General features: G+C 62.3%; 15 protein-coding genes. 5 read left to right on the top strand and 10 right to left on the bottom strand.

What is annotated here, in order from left to right; genetic code table 11:
* Positions 1-41 precede the first annotated feature (41 nt).
* The 5 genes from PLANPX_RS23545 to PLANPX_RS23525 all read right to left on the bottom strand — a co-directional run bounded on the left by PLANPX_RS23545 (position 42) and on the right by PLANPX_RS23525 (position 1,897).
* Positions 42-482, bottom strand: a complete 441-nt coding sequence (locus PLANPX_RS23545) for a phage holin family protein (RefSeq protein ID WP_172992284.1) — start codon at positions 480-482, stop codon at positions 42-44.
* On the bottom strand, positions 482-703 hold the full coding sequence (locus PLANPX_RS23540; protein ID WP_152101082.1) for a hypothetical protein: 222 nt from the start codon (positions 701-703) through the stop codon (positions 482-484). The genes PLANPX_RS23545 and PLANPX_RS23540 overlap by 1 nt, the downstream gene beginning before the upstream one ends.
* A 4-nt stretch (positions 704-707) precedes the next feature.
* Positions 708-1,172, bottom strand: a complete 465-nt coding sequence (locus tag PLANPX_RS23535) for a hypothetical protein (RefSeq protein WP_152101081.1) — start codon at positions 1,170-1,172, stop codon at positions 708-710.
* Between the two features lie 58 nt (positions 1,173-1,230).
* Positions 1,231-1,404 carry a DUF1328 domain-containing protein gene (locus tag PLANPX_RS23530; RefSeq protein WP_152101080.1) on the bottom strand — a complete coding sequence of 58 codons (174 nt, stop codon included), beginning with the start codon at positions 1,402-1,404 and terminating at the stop codon, positions 1,231-1,233.
* Positions 1,405-1,474: 70 nt separating this feature from the next.
* Positions 1,475-1,897, bottom strand: a complete 423-nt coding sequence (locus PLANPX_RS23525; RefSeq protein ID WP_152101079.1) for a CsbD family protein — start codon at positions 1,895-1,897, stop codon at positions 1,475-1,477.
* Positions 1,898-2,593: 696 nt separating this feature from the next.
* Here PLANPX_RS23525 and PLANPX_RS27570 point away from each other — a divergent pair.
* Positions 2,594-2,935, top strand: coding sequence for a BON domain-containing protein (locus PLANPX_RS27570; protein ID WP_172992283.1), 342 nt, complete (start codon positions 2,594-2,596; stop codon positions 2,933-2,935).
* Between the two features lie 38 nt (positions 2,936-2,973).
* Positions 2,974-4,917, top strand: a complete 1,944-nt coding sequence (locus PLANPX_RS23515) for an AI-2E family transporter (RefSeq protein ID WP_152101077.1) — start codon at positions 2,974-2,976, stop codon at positions 4,915-4,917.
* A 277-nt stretch (positions 4,918-5,194) separates the two neighbouring features.
* Here PLANPX_RS23515 and PLANPX_RS23510 read toward each other — a convergent pair whose 3' ends face one another.
* The 3 genes from PLANPX_RS23510 to PLANPX_RS27565 form a co-directional block, all read right to left on the bottom strand.
* A complete protein-coding gene (locus PLANPX_RS23510) occupies positions 5,195-5,845 on the bottom strand; it encodes a hypothetical protein (protein WP_152101076.1) in 651 nt (216 codons plus the stop codon).
* Between the two features lie 72 nt (positions 5,846-5,917).
* Positions 5,918-6,130, bottom strand: a complete 213-nt coding sequence (locus PLANPX_RS23505) for a CsbD family protein (protein WP_152101075.1) — start codon at positions 6,128-6,130, stop codon at positions 5,918-5,920.
* Between the two features lie 53 nt (positions 6,131-6,183).
* Complete coding sequence (locus tag PLANPX_RS27565) at positions 6,184-6,327, bottom strand: hypothetical protein (RefSeq protein WP_172992282.1); 144 nt, start codon at positions 6,325-6,327, stop codon at positions 6,184-6,186.
* Positions 6,328-6,758: 431 nt separating this feature from the next.
* Between PLANPX_RS27565 and PLANPX_RS23500 the strand changes: the two genes are divergently transcribed.
* Both PLANPX_RS23500 and PLANPX_RS23495 read left to right on the top strand, forming a co-directional pair.
* On the top strand, positions 6,759-7,145 hold the full coding sequence (locus PLANPX_RS23500; protein WP_152101074.1) for an Hpt domain-containing protein: 387 nt from the start codon (positions 6,759-6,761) through the stop codon (positions 7,143-7,145).
* Between the two features lie 181 nt (positions 7,146-7,326).
* Entirely contained in the window at positions 7,327-8,661 is a 1,335-nt protein-coding gene (locus tag PLANPX_RS23495; RefSeq protein ID WP_172992281.1) for a tetratricopeptide repeat protein, read from the top strand.
* Between the two features lie 124 nt (positions 8,662-8,785).
* Here PLANPX_RS23495 and PLANPX_RS23490 read toward each other — a convergent pair whose 3' ends face one another.
* Entirely contained in the window at positions 8,786-10,258 is a 1,473-nt protein-coding gene (locus PLANPX_RS23490) for a DUF1501 domain-containing protein (RefSeq protein WP_232536225.1), read from the bottom strand.
* A 1-nt stretch (position 10,259) separates the two neighbouring features.
* On the bottom strand, positions 10,260-13,436 hold the full coding sequence (locus PLANPX_RS23485) for a PSD1 and planctomycete cytochrome C domain-containing protein (protein WP_152101072.1): 3,177 nt from the start codon (positions 13,434-13,436) through the stop codon (positions 10,260-10,262).
* A 301-nt stretch (positions 13,437-13,737) separates the two neighbouring features.
* Between PLANPX_RS23485 and PLANPX_RS23480 the strand changes: the two genes are divergently transcribed.
* Positions 13,738-16,803, top strand: coding sequence for a PVC-type heme-binding CxxCH protein (locus PLANPX_RS23480; RefSeq protein WP_152101071.1), 3,066 nt, complete (start codon positions 13,738-13,740; stop codon positions 16,801-16,803).
* Positions 16,804-16,817 lie beyond the last annotated feature (14 nt).

The raw sequence follows: 16,817 nt of genomic DNA, 5'->3' as shown, positions 1-16,817 counted from the left end.
CCGAGGAGGTGAACGCTAAACCACCGTGAGACGAAGGCGGGCTATCGCGGGCCGTCGTCGGGCGTGGTGCGTAGGGTTTCTTTTAGCCAGTGGACGTTCTTGCGAAGTTCTGTGCTAAACCGATCGAGGATTCGCCGGTCATGCTTCAGCATCCAGACGCCGATGCCGGCAGAGATAATCGCGAGCGCGAAGCCTGTTGCGGCTGCGGTTATCATGGCGCCCCACAATGGCAGCTCTGTCTTGGCGGCTAGCAGGTAGCCAAAACTGAGCAGTGCTATCGGAGCCGTCGCCAACAAAATAATCGCGGCGGCAAGCAGTGCAGCGAGCGGGCGAATAAAGCTGTGCACCCACTCCCGCACATCAAGTTGCAGTAGTTCAGCCTGCAGTTCCATCAGCGTGAGTACGTCGCTTCCCAACTGACGGAAGCTCCGACTCATCGAGGCGGCAGGTGCAGCAGTCGTGGGACGTCGATCGAACGCCATTATCGCTTCACCCATTTGCCAATCAGAAGACCAACCGCGAAGGCGGCGCCGATAGCCAGGGCAGGGTGTGACGCAACCGAACGCGCCGTCCGGTTCACGATGCCTTCGCCGCTGGCTGCAAAATCGGCGACGGCTTCATCAGCCGCGGCCGCTGCTGCCGAGACCCGCGCCTCAGCGGCTTCAGCCGCAGTTCGAAAATGATTCTGGAGGCGATTGTGCATGGCATCACCGCGGAATGTTGAACTCTTCGAATGACTGTTCGTCGTCCGGCGTCTTGGCAGGCGATGCCGCCTTGCCGCCGAACAACGAACTCCAATCGCCCGATTCCAATCGAGTTTGTGCGAAGTTCATCGCCGTGCGAATCAGGAACGGCGTGGCTAGTCCCGCAACTGTTTTGAGCAATCCGCTCGGCGGGCCCTCGACCGTCACTCCACTCACGTGATGCTTCTTCAGCAACTCAATTAGCTCTTTCGCATCCGCCGCTCCGGGAGTTGGCGGGGCTTTCCGGCGCGGGATGAGGAAGAACCCCAACCCCGCAGCGGCCCCCGCCAACAAGAACGGATGATTCTTCACATAGTAGCGCCAGTCCGACAGCGTCTTCGCCGATTGCACAATAGATTCAACCTCTTCGCCGGCAGTGCGGCGAACGGCTTCCATGCGTCGGCAGATATCATCGGCGTTGCTAGCCATGTGATGTTGCTAATCCTGCGTGACTACTCTTACTCGTTCGAGCGAGGTCATCGCCAGATTAGACCGGCGGACGTCCACGCAAGGCGCCTGCGAGAGCGCTGATCAAGAATAGCACAATAAAGACGACAAATAGAATTTTCGCGATACCGGCGAAACTGCTGGCAATTGCGCCAAATCCGAGTAGAGCGGCAACCAATGCCAAAATCAGCATGGTAATGGCTAGGTTTAACATGACTTCTCTCCTATGTGAAAACTATGCAAGCGTCGACCTTGGAGGCCGGGGTTGAGTAGGTTAAATGCAGTTACCTCGAGCGCATCACTAACCCGAGCACGACGCCCGTGATGAGACCGGCTCCGAAGCCGACGGCGAGCGACTCGATCGGACGTTGCTGAACCATGCGTTCCGTCTGAGAGTAACCGCCGCGCATCGCATCTCCTGCACGACCGCGGGCGTCGCCAAACGATTCGGCGGCGGAACCGGCATAGCTGCGAACGGCCTCAGCAACTTTGCTGACGCCCGTCGCGCCGTTGGAAGTGACTTCGCCGAGATACTGCTCAACCTTGTCGCGAGCCTCCCCGGTCTTCTTCTGGATCATGCCGACGAGTTGGTCGACGCTGCCGCGGGCCTTCTGCAGATCGTCGTTGGTCAGTTCGCCCCAACGTTCGTGGAGCTTGCCTTTGATCTCGTTCCAGTTTCCTTCTAGCGTTTGTTGGTTCAGTTTCATCACAGCTTCCTTTGTTCGTCTGGTGTCGTTGTGTCGTGACCCCTGGGCCCTGGAGCAGCGTCTCAGCGAGATCGCGTCAGGCCTGAGATACACAATTGCAACCGGCGTGCCATGCGCAGCGCGCCGGCGTCGCGACGATTCGCGGTGAAATCGCGAAATGGGTGATCGTTTGGCGATCCGCGCACGCGAGCCGCTCGAAGGCCTTCTGTTGGGGAGTTTCCACTCGGTAGTGACTTCAAAACTACCACTAACGCCCGAAAGCTGGATTGCTAGCGACCAACCGAGCCGCCCTCTGCGGGCAATCGACCGCGCCTACGCGGGCCGCACAGCAGCCGTACAAAGTGACCGAAAGGCGATCAGGTTGCAGAAATCGCCCGGTTTAATCGATGTATGCCTGCGCGAGCGGCGGCCGACTGTGGCGGTGGCCCCTTTGATCGCTGCGATCTGCGCAAATTGGCACGCTGAATGCATTGCTCCGCTCCCGCACGCGGGGCTCGCCAAATCACGGAAGCGCCGACGGGCGAAAAACCATGTCTGAAGTCACGACGTTGCTCTGGTGTCCGCACCGTCGCTGAACAGATAGGGTTGTCGCCCGTCGGCTTTTTTAATGGATCCGCAAGATCGATCCTCTCGTCGCTTAACTCCCTACCAACTGGACTGCCTCGACGGTCCCTCCGTACTGGATCCTTCACTGTCATGCACGAAGCACTTCGCATTCGTCCTCGCCATAAATCGACGCCCGCCTCTGCGACTCCCGCCCTCGACTTCCATCGCTCCAATCCGCTTGAGCGCCGCGACAGCGACCATCAGGCAATCAACCGCAACCGGCTGCAACTAGCGAGCGAGAACGTCAAAGCAACACTCGAATCGCTTGGTTATCCTGTGCTCGGTAGCGTGAGCTGCGCCGCGGCGCAGGAAGGGCTCGTTCTCTCGGGCGCTGTTCCCAGCTATTATCTGAAGCAGATGGCGCAGGTGGCCGCACTCCGGGTTGCCGGTTCGGTGCGGGTCGTCAACCGACTGATCGTCACATCGTTCTAATTTCATAGGAACGTCGGCGTCGCTCGCCGACGTCGCGCATGGCTCGATCCCGCACGTCGTCTGGCGCTAGTTCGCCGCTTCTCACCTTGGCATCGATCGTGGTGGCGATCGCAGCGCTGCACGTCGCGAAGGAGATCCTGCTGCCGCTGGCGCTGGCGATCTTCCTCAGCTTTCTGCTGACGCCGCTGGCAGACCGCCTTGAGCGGTGGGGACTCGGGCGGATTCTCTCCGTGATTTCCGTCGTGGGAGTGACGTTCGTCGTCCTGGGAGTCCTCGGCTGGGTGGTGACCAGCCAACTGCTCGACTTGAATGAGCAGCTCCCGCGCTGGCGAAACGAGATCATCAAGCGGGTTGAGGATCTGCGACCTGATTCGCCGATGCTGGCTAACTTCAGCGACGTCATCGACGAGGTCACGGAGAAGTTGAGCCAAGATGAGGCGGCCCCGAAACCGGCAACTCCGGACGCGACGGGAGAAGCGACTCGGCCTGGTGAAAATCAGCCGAACGGGAAGGAGCCCACAGCGACAGCCGAAGGAGGGCTCTGGTCTCGCGTGAAACGGGAGTTCGATGATTCTCCCGATGCCAAACTAAACGGCGGCGGGGAACCCGTCGATGTGCGAGTCGTGGGCATGCCGCCTTCGCCGCTCGGGCAAGTCCGCGATTGGCTGGGGCCCCTCGTGGCGCCGCTGACGACCGCGGGCATCGCAATCGTGCTGGTGATCTTCATCCTGCTGAAACGGGAAGACCAGCGGAATCGGTTACTGCAACTCTTCGGGGCCTCGAATCTTCATGCCTCGACCGAAGCGCTCACCGACGTCACCGAGCGCGTCAGCAAGTATCTGCGGATGCAGTTTTTGATCAACGCCGGGTACGGTCTCGCGGTTGGATTGGGGCTCGCAGCGATCGGCGTCCCGAGTGCGATCACTTGGGGCGTTCTCAGTTTCTCGCTGCGATTCTTACCGTACATCGGCCCGTGGATGTCGGCGATCATGCCGCTGGGGGTGTCGATTGCTACGTCGCAAGGTTGGACGGAGCCGCTCATGGTGGCCACGTTGTTCGCGGTTCTGGAACTGCTCGTCAACAACGTCGCCGAACCGATGTTGTACGGCCGGAGCACCGGCGTCTCCGGCGTCGGCGTCATTGTGGCGGCGATCTTCTGGACCTGGATTTGGGGGACGATTGGCCTGGTGCTCGCTATGCCGCTGACTGTTTGCGTTGTGGTAATGGCCCGCTATATCCCCGCGCTACACTTTCTCGCCGTGTTGTTGGGGGACCACTCGTCGATGCTCCCGCCTGAGAAGATCTACCAGCGCCTCCTTGCTGGCGACTGCGACGAAGCCGAGGAGCTCGCCACGCCGCTGCTGACGAACGGTTCGCTCGCAGATGCCTACGATCAGGCTGTAATCCCTGCGCTAATCTTGGCAGAGGATGATCGCCACTCCGGCCGGCTGCATGACGACCAAGTTGTGCTAGTGCTAGAGACGGCGCGTGATTTGGTGGACGAGCTCGGCGAGATCGATGCGAAGCAGACGCCTGCTGAGCAAACGGAAGTCATCGACGAGGCGTCCAAGCGTCGTCCGTTGCGAGTTCTATGCATTCCACTCCGCGATCAAGCAGACGACATCAGCGCCGTGATGCTCGCGCAGCTCCTGAGAAAAGAGGGTTGCGAAGTCGAGCGAGCTGCTATCTCGGCGCTCACGAGCGAACTCGTGGAATCTGTCGAGATGTTGCAGGTCGATCTGGTCGTTCTCTCAAGCGTCCCGCCGCTTCCGAGCCGCAGCAGCCGGTTGCTCTGCCGGCGATTACGGGATCGATACCCGCAGCTGCCGATCGTGATCGGCTACTGGGGCGGCGACCGCAGCGAAGCAATTCGCCGCCGGTTGGCCGACGACCAGTCGGACATCACGACGACGCTCGCCGCCGCGGTGGAACGCGTGCGGGCGATCGCTGCGCGACCGCAATTGGCGGAGAAGGCTGGGTAGTCAGCTTCTTGTCACAGTCTCTGCAGCTTGGTCCACGGCGAGCCTCTCAAGAGAAATTGTGCGGCTCCCTCCCCCTTGAGGGGGAGGGCGGGGGGAGGGGGTGGAACCCTGGTACCAGCCGTCGTCACCCCTCTCCAACCCTCCCCATTAAGAGGGGACCTCAGATTTATCATCGTTGAGTGGTCGGCAGTAAATTCCAGCATTTACTTGTCGCAACAAAAAAGGCGCCGACGACCGAAGTCGCCGACGCCTCACACTCGCAAACCTTTAGCTGCGATTACTTATTCTCTTGGAGCAGCTGCTGCAGCGTGCTCACTTCTTGCTGGACGTTGCGCTGGTGGTCTTGCCACTTCATCAGCTCTTCACCCTTCAGGTCGTCGTTCGTTTCCTTGACGCGATCACGCTGAGCTTTTAGCACGTCAATCTGCTTGGCGATCGCGTCAGCGTCAGCGCCTTCGGCGTTATCGTGACGTTCTTCAAGCTGAGCGATTCGCTCGTCGGCCAGAGCGAGTTGCTGATCAACCTGCTTAGCGAAGCCATCGCGAGCTTGCGTCGCATTCAGTTCAGCTTCCTTCTTCTGCAGATCGGCCGCAGCCGTGTTAACGTCCTTCTGTTCATCACGAATCTCCGCATTGCCTTCAGCACGCGTGTCGGCAACGTTTTGCTGCGCTTCCGCCACGTCTTCCGCAGCGTCGGCGTCGGCATCTAGCACGGGCTTCATCGCCTCATGGCGGGTTTCGTCGGCCTCTTGCTGTGCATCAGCCGTTGCCTCCGCGGCGTCGTGCTGAGCTTCCGCGACGTCGTGCTGCTGGTCGCGGAGCTCTGCTTGAGCGTCGGCCACGTCGCTGCGAGTCGTCGATTCCTGACAACCAACGAACGCCAGCGTCAGTCCAGCCGCGAATAGTCGTGAAGTAAATTTAAGTGACATGACACCATTCCTTTTCGAGTAGTTTTTTATGGCGGCGATCACTGCGAGCGCCTAGATTGATTAACACCAGGCTCAGCCGCTCGCCGAATCGCACGTAGTGCAGAACTTTTCAACCTCTTCCTCCGCTCGCTCGCGAGCATAGCCATAACGGGCTTGAAGCTTACCCACCAACTCGGTTCGCTTCCCCTTGATGGTGTCGACGTCGTCGTTGGTTAGTTTGCCCCACTGCTGCTGGATGCGTCCTTTCGCTTGCTTCCAGTTGCCTTCGACTTGATCCCAGTTCATGGCTCCCTCCCGAGTGGAAATGTTCTTAGTGAGCAAGTTTTCCGTCGGCGCGACTAGAAGTCGCAGCCGCGGAAGAACAGCGCGAGAATGATGATCGGCAGCGGTAGACCCAGCAACCAGGCAAAGATGCCGTACTTGATCTTGCCCGCGCGGTTCAGTTGCGGCTTCGGACGCGATGATGAATGTTGACGTTTCATGGTCTCTCTCCAGTGTCATTGAACGTCGCCGTCTGCGGCTGCTACTCGGTTGCACGACGAGTTTCCCGAGCGGCGGAAGCGGCGAAGATGATTTGTCGGCTGACTGCCAGACGAACAATCGGAACGCAAGTGATGTGCCAATGCCATTTCGTGCGGTAAAATAGGCCTTTAGGCGTGCTCGCGACGAATTGCACGTTGGTCGTCCACTCGACGAATCGGCCGCGCGGCTTCCACTACGAACGCGCACCGGCGCAGGCGAACGATCTACAACCGTTACATAGCTCCGATTCGTCAGCTCTTCTGGCCGCAACGACGGAACGGAGTTTGCTTCCAATGCCATCGCGGGGGTGAAATTCAGTCGAGACTCGACGCACGCCGCAGCGACGTCGCATGTGCCGGCGAGTCGGGACGCCAAGCCTTAGGACAGAACCATGAGCAGCATCGCGTCGTTACGAGACGATAGCGACTCGCCGCCGTCTCCGATGAACGTTGACGACGCCCTCAGCCGGCTCGCAGGCGACCGCGAGCTGCTGCGGGCGATCATCGACATCTTCCTGGAAGATGCGCCGCCGCTCTACGAGAAGGTGCGTCAGGCAGTGATGCGCAACGACCTGCCGGCGCTCCATCGCGCCGCTCATAGCCTCAAGGGACTCGCCGCCACGCTCAGCGCGGGCGACATGGCGGCCGCCGCCTCGCGGCTCGAGCATATGGCGTCGGCGCGATCGATGCCGGACGGCGCTGCCGCGGTTGGCGAACTGGAACAGCGACTCCGAGAGCTGACCGACGCGGCGAAGCGGTTCTTGAAAAACCCGGGGTGAGCGGCGCCAGGCGGCCCGCCGCGAGCATTCAGCCGGCAAACTCGTTGCAAATTGGCCCGCTTCACGCTTGAGAAGCTGATTGTGACGATTGCCCGGCCAATCTCGCGCTCCACCAGAAATGAAAGGTATATTGAAGCGACCTCCTTCTCTTCACTCGTCGCTTGCCTGTCGAAGGCGTCTTATGTTCACGACTCGTCGATCCATTGGTGCCGCTCTCGGTCTCTCGCTGATGCTTCCGCTTGGCAGCGGTTGCTCGCAGTCGCCGATTGAAACCGCCGCTCAGCCTGCTGCTCCGAACACTCCGCCCGCCGCGACGACTGCCACTCCAGCGCCGGCAGCCGTCGACGACAGCGCACTCGCCGCGGCCGCCCAGCAGTCTGCGGCAGGCAGCAAGCTGCTAGAACAAGGCGACTATCAGCAAGCCGTCGAACAGTTCACTATGGCGCTCAAATCGTCAAACGCCGCGGTGCAACCGCCGACGGGAGACGCCGCCTCGGCCGAACTCTTCCGCAAGCGCGGCATCGCCTACCTGCGGATGGGATTCCCCGACACGGCGAAGGACGACTTCAGCGACGCGATCGCATTCGCACCGAACAACCCGGCCGGCTACGAACAACGCGCCGTCGCCTACATGGAGTTAGGCGATCGGTTCAACGCCCTCCGCGACGCGACGCAAGCGATCCGGCTCAATCAGCACAACGCGGCCGCGTACCACACGCGCGGCTTGGTCTATTTGAAGCGCGGGCAGTACGATCGAGCGGTGGCCGATCTTGAGCAAACGCTCGTCGAAGATCCCGCGCTCGCCGCCATCGTCACGCCGAAGCTCGGCGAAGCCTACTATCGCTGGAGTCGCGACCTGCAAGACGACGGCGCCACGACCGCCTCCGAGGAGAAGCTCGCCCGCGCCGAAGCGATCGCCCCCGAATTTGTGTTCCACGAGCAGCAAGAGGCGCTCAAGCCCCAGGTGGCTGAAGTCGAGATCATTGAACAAACCGTTGCCAAGCCGGTCATCAGCGGGGCCGACGAACATTACGCGCGAGCTCGCGAGCTGCAGGTCCGCGGCGAGAACGACCAGGCGATCATCGAATTCACCGCATCGATCACGCTCGATCCCGATCAAACCGAGGCCTACCTCCACCGCGGCGAGACGCTCCTGGCGATGGGCTTCCCCGACACGGCCCTCGAGGATTTTCAAACCGCTGCAGCTAACGGCGATACGTCGAACGAAGTGAACCGCTTGCAAGCTCGCGCGTTCTTGAGCCTCGGCAGCCCGAATCGGGCGGCGATGTCGGCGACCGACGCCCTTCACAGCAATCCGACCGACGCCGGCATGTACGCCATCCGCGGCGAGGCGTACCTGATGATGGAGAACTGGGATCGCGCGATCACCGACCTCGACGAGGCAGTGCGGCGCGACCCGGCGCTGAAGGATTCGTTGGCGGAGTTCCGCAACTCGGCCAAGGAAGGGCGTGCCGATGCGCTAGCGCGGCGGAATCAAACTGCCTACGCGCAGTGATTGTGAGTTGCACAGTTCTTTTAGCCCCGGGCTCCGCGCGGGGGTGGCATAACGCGCGGTGATGTCGACCGGCATAGTGGCCGACCCCCTGGCGGAGCCAGGGGCTAGGGGGATGTAGCTTCCGCTACGCCAATATCCCCTTCACCACATGCGCCTCTTCCACACCGGTTAGCTTCGTATCGAGCCCGCGGAACTTGTACGTCAGCCGCGCGTGATCGATCCCGAGGCAATGCAAGATCGTCGCATGCAGGTCGCGTAGGTGGACCGGGTTCTCGGCGATGTTGTAGCAGAAGTCGTCGGTGCTGCCGTACTCCATACCCGGCTTCACGCCGGCGCCCGCAAGCCACACGGTGAAGCAGCGGCCATGATGGTCGCGCCCCATCCCCGGATCTCCCAGCCGCCCTTGGCTGAACACCGTGCGGCCAAACTCCGTGGCGAAGATCACCAGCGTGTCGTCGAGCAGCCCGCGTTGCCGCAAGTCTTTGATCAGCGCGGCCGTCGGTTGATCAACGTCTTTGCACTGGTTCGGCAGTTGCTTCTGGATGGCGATATGCTGATCCCACCCGCGGTGGAACAACTGCACAAACCGCACGTCGCGCTCCAACAGCCGCCGCGCAAGCAAGCAATTCGCCGCATAGCTTCCTGCCTTCGCGACCTCCGGGCCGTACGAGTCGAGCGTCTCGGGTGATTCGTCGCTCGTGTCGGTCAGTTCCGGCACCGAGGTTTGCATGCGGAACGCCATCTCGTAGGCGTTAATCCGTGTGAGCGTTTCAGGATCGCCCAGCTCACGCGCCCGCAGGTGATTGAGATGGGCGAGGTCGTCGAGCATCGCGCGTCGTTGCTCGCGGTTCGTCCCCGGCGGATCTTTGAGGTAAAGCACCGGGTTGGCGCCAGGCCGCAGGCCGACGCCTTGATGCGACGACGGCAGGAACCCGCTCCCCCACAGTCGCGAGAAGATCGGCTGTCCTGGATTCTTGCCCGAGCCTTGCGACACCATCGCGATGAACGTCGGCAGGTTTTCGTTGAGGCTGCCGAGCCCATAGCTCATCCACGCCCCCATGCTCGCGTAGCCTGGCTGTTGGTTGCCGGTGTTGATGTACGTAATCGCCGGGTCGTGGTTGATCGCTTCGGTATGCATCGACTTGATGATGCACATCTCGTCGGCGATCGTTTGCATGTGGGGGAGCAGGTCGCTCATCCACGTTCCCTGTTGGCCGCATTTCCGCCCAGGCCACAGCGGCGCGACGACCGGAAATGCCGACTGGCCGGAGGTCATGCCGGTGAGCCGTTGCTCGCCCTTGACCGACGGCGGGATTTCTTTGCCGTGGAATTTGGTGAGGTTCGGCTTGTGATCGAACAAGTCGACGTGCGAGAACCCTTCCGATTGGAAGAGGCAGAGCACGCGCTTCGCCTTCGGCGCGAAGTGCGGCAACCCCAACGAGTTGGTCGCGATGCCGCCCGCCGCCGCCGCGAACGTGCTCCCCGCATGTCCCGCGAGCAAAGAGCCGAGTGCTGCCGTTCCGAGCGTCCCCGCCGCGCCGCCAAGAAAGGTGCGCCGCGTAATGTGCCGTGCGAATTCTTCAGATGGATCGATCACGTTAATTCCTCGTTACGGCTTCACTGAGGTTCATCATCAACGACGCCACTTGCGACCACGCGGCATGCTCGGCCAGCGGGATCTGCTCGTCGCGCACCGACTCGCCGCCGGCGAGGTATGCCTTCGCGGCCGGTTCATCGGCGGCGTAACGCGAACGTTCGCGACCCAGCATTTCGGCAAGCACCACTAACTCCTCATCCGTCGGAGCCCGCGACGTGCACTCTTCAAATCCCCACCGCAGCCGCGCGGCGTCGTCGCCGCTGTGGCCAATCATCCTTTCCGCGAGCGCTCGGGTCGCTTCGACGAACTGCACGTCGTTGAGCATCACGAGGGCCTGCAACGGCGTCGTCGTCGAGGCCCGTTGGATCGTGCAGATCTCGCGATTGGGGGCGTCGAACGCCGCCATATTCGGCGGCGGGACGGTTCGCTTCCAATAGGTGTAAAGCGAACGGCGGTACAGCTTCTCGCCGTGATCTTGCACGAACGCCTGCGACGTCGCCGGCGAACTGCCGTAGTGGCTGATCTCGCGCCACAGGTCGCCCGGCGTGTACGGGTTGACGCTCGGCCCGCCGACGCGATCGACGAGCAGGCCGCTCGTCTTCAGTGCGCCGTCGCGAATGAACTCGGCCGACAAGCGGAACCGCGGCCCGCGGGCAAGCAACTGGTTTGCCGGATCGCGCGCGATCAGCTCTTCGCTGGCTGCAGAGGTTTGGCGATAGGTCGCCGAGGTGACGATCTGCCGCACGAGCCGCTTCACGTCCCAACCATGTTCAATGAAGTCGACCGCGAGCCAATCGAGCAACTCGGGATGGCTCGGCCATTCGCCTTGAGCGCCGAAGTCGGCTGTCGTCTTGACGATGCCCGTGCCGAACAGCGTTTGCCAGAAGCGATTGACCGCCACACGCGCGGTGAGCGGGTTGTTCGGCATGGTTGCCCATTGGGCGAGGCCCAGCCGATTTGCTGGGGCGCCCTCAGGCAGCGCCGGCAGCGCGGCAGGCGTGCCAGGCGTCACCTTTTCAGTCGGAGCGGCGTAGTTGCCACGCTCCAGAATAAACGTCTCGCGCGGCGTTTCGGCCTGATCCATCACCATCGTCGAGAATTTTTCCGTCAGTACGCGAACGCGCTCTTCAAGGTTGGCGAGTTCGACCCGCTGCCGCGCGGCGGGCGCGCCATGCTCGGCGTAGTACTTTGCGAGCAGTGCTCGATCGGCGTCGCTGCGGTCGTTCACGCTCCGGTTAACGGCGGCGATCACCTCGGCGGGGAGGTCGCTGTCGGGGTCTTCGCCGTACATGGCCTCGAATTCAAACTTTGCTGCGGAGAGCGCGTTGCCGTGCCCGAAATTCACCTGCGCGGTGAGATACGGCGTCTGTTTCGCAAAGATCGGCTCGGCAAAGGTGACGGTCAGGTGCGCCGGTCCCGTGACGGCAATCTTTGGCGACCAACCATTGTCGTTGAGAGTGTTGAGCACATGCTCAGGCCGGTAATCGTCCCGCCACGAGTTAGCCGTTACTTGCTTCGCGTCGAGCAAGCGGTGGAGGTTGATCTGATCGCCCGGCACGACGTCGACGCTCGCTGAGAACGACGTGACGACGAACGTCCCCTGGTCGGGCGCCCCCGCTTCTGGCGAGTACATCTTGCCATGCCCGCGGCCGCCACCCGGCGCCTTGTCGTCGTGATGGAAGACGATCAGTAAGCCCGTCATCGGACGATCGTCCGCCGGAAGTTCCAGCGACATGTCGTACGCCACCATCCCCTCGGGCTGCGTCACCCGCGCGAAGCGGTCTTCTTCGACGCCAAAGCCAAAACCGCGATTCGGGGCGCTCATCTTCAGCAGCTTGGCCGGCTTCACCGCGAAGTCACGTCCGCGCGCGGCGAGCTTGGCACGCTGCTCGGCGGCCCAGCTTTCGATGGCTACGGTGTCGGGAGCGGCGAGCGCCTGCTTGAGTTCCGCAATTCGGCCACGTAGCGCCGGCAGTTCGGAGTCAGGCAGCGTCGTCTTCGCTTGGAAATAAGGCCGCGGATTGACGCCCGCGTTGCCGTCGAGGCCGATGTCGCTCAGCGTGTTGAAGTAGGCGAAGAACTGGTAGTACTCCCGCTGCGTGAGCGGATCGTACTTATGATCGTGACACTGGGCGCAGCCGAGCGTGAGTCCTAGCACCGCTTCGCCGAGCGTCTTCACACGATCGGCGTTGTAGTTGGTGAGATTCTCCTCGGGGATCGTGCCCCCCTCGTGGGTCACCATGTTGTTCCGCTGGAACCCGCTGGCGACAAGTTGATCGTCGGAGTGATTGGGGATGAGATCGCCGGCGAGTTGCTCGTAGAGAAACTGGTCGTACGGCATGTTCTCGTTGAAGGCGCTGATCACCCAGTCGCGCCACACCCACATGTGCCGGCCGCCGTCGATCGAGAAGCCATTCGTGTCGGCGTAGCGGGCCGCGTCGAGCCATTCGAGCGCCATCCGCTCGCCGAAGTGGGGGCTGGCGAGCAGCTGATCGACCAGACGCTCGTAAGCGTCGGGCCGCTCGTCGGCGACGAATGCTTCGACTTCCTCCGCGCCCGGCGGCAATCCCGTCAGATCAAGAAATAGCCGGCGGATCACCATCCGCCGGTCAGCGGCGGGCGATGGCTGGAGGCCTTCCGCGTCTAGACGTGCCAGCACAAACCGATCGATCTCGTTGCGGGGCCAATCGGCAGGCTTTACTTCAGGCAGCGGCGCTTTTACCGGCGGGATAAACGCCCAGTGCTTCGCGTAGACGGCGCCCTCGTCGATCCACTTACGCAAGATTCCCTTTTGCTCGGCCGTGAGCTCGCGATGCGAGTCGACTGGCGGCATCACTTCCAATTCATCGTCGCTGGCGATCCGCCGCCACGCTTCGCTCGCCTCGGCGTCGCCGGCGACGATCGCCGGCAGGCCGTCGCGATCGGCCAGGGCCGAGTCGGCTTCGTCGAGTCGCAGATCGGCTTGGCGTCCCGCCTCGTCGAACCCGTGGCAGGCGAAGCAGTTCTCGGAGAGGATCGGCCGCACATCGCGGTTGTAGTCGATCTTTCGCTCGGCGCCGCGCGTGGCAGGGCAGAGCGTGGCGACCAGCAAAACGCCGGCCAGCCGCGCGAGTTTGCACGAGAACCGCCGCCAACGCCGTTGGGGAGCGCGATCGCGCTCAAGAGGAGAGTGTGGCATAGTCTCGTAATTATAAGCGGCCTTACCGCCTGTTGGCGATTCATTAGGCCATCGATTGAGCCATGTTGCGAGTGGTTTAAAGTCGATGCGTCAACGTGGAATTCCCGGCGATTAGGTCCGATTGCGAACGCCGGCACTTGCTGACGCCCGCCAAGGAGATTCCGTGCTTTCGGACAGCATCCCTCGTTTCAAGACGGTGGTGAGCGGAGGAATTCCTGAAAACGGGGCCGAGCGGGAAGTTTGGTAGCAAAGGGCGAGCGGCAGGTGGTCGCCGGCGGTGACGCGATGTAAGCTGTGGGGCATGGTGAATGCACTTTTCCGTCATTTGTTGCTGGCTCTGTTGTTGGCTCAGGCCTATTCCCAGCCAGCGTCGGCCGAGTCGCCCAGCCCAGTCGCGGCGGCCGCTGCGGATGATTCGATCGATCGAGATTACTCGGGCGACCTGCCGCGGATCGCGCCGCTCGGGCCGGAGAAGGCGCTCGAATCGTTCGAGATCGAGCCTGGTTTTGCCCTCGAATTGGCCGCTGCGGAGCCGGCGACGACCGACCCGGTCGCTCTCGACTTCGACGAGCATGGCCGGATGTTCGTGGTCGAGATGCTCGGCTACAGCGAGAACCCCGACGATATGCTCGGCTGCATTCGCGTGCTGGAGGACGCCGACCATGACGGCCGGTTCGAGAAAAGCAGCGTCTATGCCGAGGGACTCGCCTGGCCGACGGCGATTCTTTGCTACGACGGCGGGGTGTTCGTGGGGGCGCCGCCGGAGATTCTGTACCTGAAGGACGCCGACGGCGATGGCCGAGCCGAGGTGCGGAAGGTCGTGTTCACGGGGTTTGGGACGCATAACGTTCAGGGATTACTGAATTCATTTCGTTGGGGTTTGGATAACCGGATTCACGTCGCGGTGAGCAGCTGCGGGGCCGATTTGCGGCGGGGCGATCAGCCTGACGCTGAGCCGCTGGTGCTCCGCGGGCGGAACTTTTCGTTCGATCCGAAGACGCTCGACATCCGCGCCGAGAGCGGGGCGAGCCAGCATGGTTACTTCATCGATCCGCTGGGGCGTGAGTTCACATGCAACAACAGCAACCATATCCAGCAGATTGTCTACGAAGATGCCGACCTGTCGCGCAACCCGTATCTCAACGCACCGTCGTCGCTGCGGAGCATCGCGGTCGAGGGGCCGACGGCCGACGTCTTTCGCATTAGCCCGGTCGAGCCGTGGCGCGAGATCCGCACGCGGCTGCGGGCGAAGGGGATCGTCCCCGGCATTGTCGAGGGAGGCGGCCGGCCGGCTGGTTACTTCACGAGTGCGACCGGCGTGACGATCTACACCGGCGATGCGTGGCCGGCGGAGTATCGCGGCAACGCCTTCGTCGGCGATGTGGGGAGCAATCTGGTCCATCGCAAGACGCTTGAGTCGGCGAGCGACGATATCGCGCTGGTCGCGCGGCGGGCGACGCCGGAGCGGGAGTTCGTGGCGTCGAAAGATATTTGGTTCCGTCCCGTGCAGTTCGCCAACGGGCCCGACGGCAATCTATACATCCTCGACATGTACCGCGAGGTGATCGAGCATCCTGATAGTTTGCCGCCGATTATCAAGCAGCATCTCGATCTCACGAGCGGGCGCGACAAAGGGCGGTTGTATCGAACGATTCGCGCTGACCGGACGGACGAGCAACGGCGTGAGCAGTATTCGCGCGCCTTGCCGGGCGATGCGAAGACGACGGCGGAGTTGGTGGCGATGCTGAGGCACCCGAACGGTTGGCATCGTACGACGGCGGCGCGGTTGTTGAGTCGTCGTCAAGATTTGGCCGCCTCGCATGAGCTTGCGAAATTGCTGAATGACAAGGCTGCGCCGATTGAAGGACGGCTTTTGGCTCTCTATGGACTGCACGATGCTCGTCAGTTGCTCGTGAGCGACCTGACGACGTTGCTGGCAGACGCCGACGCCGAGATGCGCGAACATGCCGTGCGGCTGGCAAGTCATCGGCTGCGGGATCACGTTAATCATTCGTCCAGTTGCCCTCTGCTGGAGGAGGCGATCATCGCAATGGTCGATGATCCGGCGCTCAACGTGCGATATCGCGTCGCCATCGCGCTGGGCGATTGCCGCGAACCCGCGCGGATGGATGCGCTCGCGGAGATTGCCAAGCGCGACGTTGACAACGCTGACATGCAAATTGCCGTGCAAAGTTCGCTCGAACTCTGCAGCGACGCGATCTTGCATAAGCTGCTTGCCGACCAAGAATTCGTCTCGACTGCGGCTGGCAGAGGGTTTCTCACGGAACTCGCCCGCCAGATTGGCGCTCGTGGCAAAAAATACGAACTGCGATCGTTGGCGAGGGATGTTAAAGCAGTCGGCAAATTGAACCAATCGCTTGCGAGCGATTTGTTGGCGGCCGCGCTGCGCGGCGCGGGGGGGCGGGCCGCTGAGGTTCGGCGCGAGATGATCGATCGCGTTGAAGCGATGGAGCCATTGGTTGAGGCGATGCTTGCGAGCGCGTTGCAAGTGGCGGCTGACGGCGATGCAGAAGCGAGTGCGAGAGTTGCGGCGATCAACCAACTCGGCATGGGCAAGTTCGGAACGGTGGTGCCGCTGCTTGGCGAGTTGATCGCCCCGCATCAGCCGCAGGAGGTGCAGGCGGCGGCGCTGGCGGCGCTCGGCGGGTTCGATGAGCAAGCGATCGCTGAACCGATCGTTGCCGCTTGGCGAGGAATGAGTCCCGCGTTGCGGCTGCAGGGGGCGGAACTGCTGCTCGCGCGGCCGGCGACGGCGGCGGCGCTGGTGGCGGCGATCGAAAGCGAACAACTTTCGCCGCGGGATCTTGATCCGTCGACGACGCAGCGGCTCACCACGCATGCCGATGCCGAGGTGCGCGAGCGGGCGGCTAAGGCGCTGGCTGGCGGCGTTTCGTCGCGAGCCGATGTGCTGGAGGCGTATCGCGAGGCGCCGCAACTGGCGGGGAACGCGGAGCAGGGGCGGGCGATCTTCCGAAAGAATTGTGCGGTCTGCCATCGTCGCGAAGGATTTGGAACCGAAGTCGGCGCCGACCTCGCGACTGTCGTCACGCGGACGCCGGAGGCGCTGCTCGTGAATGTGCTCGATCCCAATCGCGAAGTTGACCCCAAGTTCATTCAGTACAACATCGTGACCGTCGACGGGCTGGCGCACAGCGGCGTCGTCTCGGCGGAGACGGCGAGCACGGTGACGCTCACCGGCGCGGAGAAGGCGACGCAGACGGTGCCGCGGGCCGACATCGATGTGATGGAATCGACTGGGTTGTCGTTGATGCCGGAAGGGTTTGAGCGCGAGATTGATGTGCAGGGGATGGCGGATCTGATTGCTTATTTGCGGAGTGAGTTGTGAGTGGGCGTTGGTAA

The sequence above is a fragment of the Lacipirellula parvula genome (genome assembly GCF_009177095.1).
GTDB lineage: Bacteria > Planctomycetota > Planctomycetia > Pirellulales > Lacipirellulaceae > Lacipirellula > Lacipirellula parvula.
This window is presented reverse-complemented; position numbering and strand designations above follow the sequence as displayed.

Coding starts and splice junctions, on each gene's coding strand:
- PLANPX_RS23545 (WP_172992284.1), bottom strand. CDS start 482: ATGGCGTTCGATCGACGTCCCACGACTGCTGCACCTGCCGCCTCGATG.
- PLANPX_RS23540 (WP_152101082.1), bottom strand. CDS start 703: ATGCACAATCGCCTCCAGAATCATTTTCGAACTGCGGCTGAAGCCGCT.
- PLANPX_RS23535 (WP_152101081.1), bottom strand. CDS start 1,172: ATGGCTAGCAACGCCGATGATATCTGCCGACGCATGGAAGCCGTTCGC.
- PLANPX_RS23530 (WP_152101080.1), bottom strand. CDS start 1,404: ATGTTAAACCTAGCCATTACCATGCTGATTTTGGCATTGGTTGCCGCT.
- PLANPX_RS23525 (WP_152101079.1), bottom strand. CDS start 1,897: ATGAAACTGAACCAACAAACGCTAGAAGGAAACTGGAACGAGATCAAA.
- PLANPX_RS27570 (WP_172992283.1), top strand. CDS start 2,594: ATGCACGAAGCACTTCGCATTCGTCCTCGCCATAAATCGACGCCCGCC.
- PLANPX_RS23515 (WP_152101077.1), top strand. CDS start 2,974: ATGGCTCGATCCCGCACGTCGTCTGGCGCTAGTTCGCCGCTTCTCACC.
- PLANPX_RS23510 (WP_152101076.1), bottom strand. CDS start 5,845: ATGTCACTTAAATTTACTTCACGACTATTCGCGGCTGGACTGACGCTG.
- PLANPX_RS23505 (WP_152101075.1), bottom strand. CDS start 6,130: ATGAACTGGGATCAAGTCGAAGGCAACTGGAAGCAAGCGAAAGGACGC.
- PLANPX_RS27565 (WP_172992282.1), bottom strand. CDS start 6,327: ATGAAACGTCAACATTCATCATCGCGTCCGAAGCCGCAACTGAACCGC.
- PLANPX_RS23500 (WP_152101074.1), top strand. CDS start 6,759: ATGAGCAGCATCGCGTCGTTACGAGACGATAGCGACTCGCCGCCGTCT.
- PLANPX_RS23495 (WP_172992281.1), top strand. CDS start 7,327: ATGTTCACGACTCGTCGATCCATTGGTGCCGCTCTCGGTCTCTCGCTG.
- PLANPX_RS23485 (WP_152101072.1), bottom strand. CDS start 13,436: ATGCCACACTCTCCTCTTGAGCGCGATCGCGCTCCCCAACGGCGTTGG.
- PLANPX_RS23480 (WP_152101071.1), top strand. CDS start 13,738: ATGGTGAATGCACTTTTCCGTCATTTGTTGCTGGCTCTGTTGTTGGCT.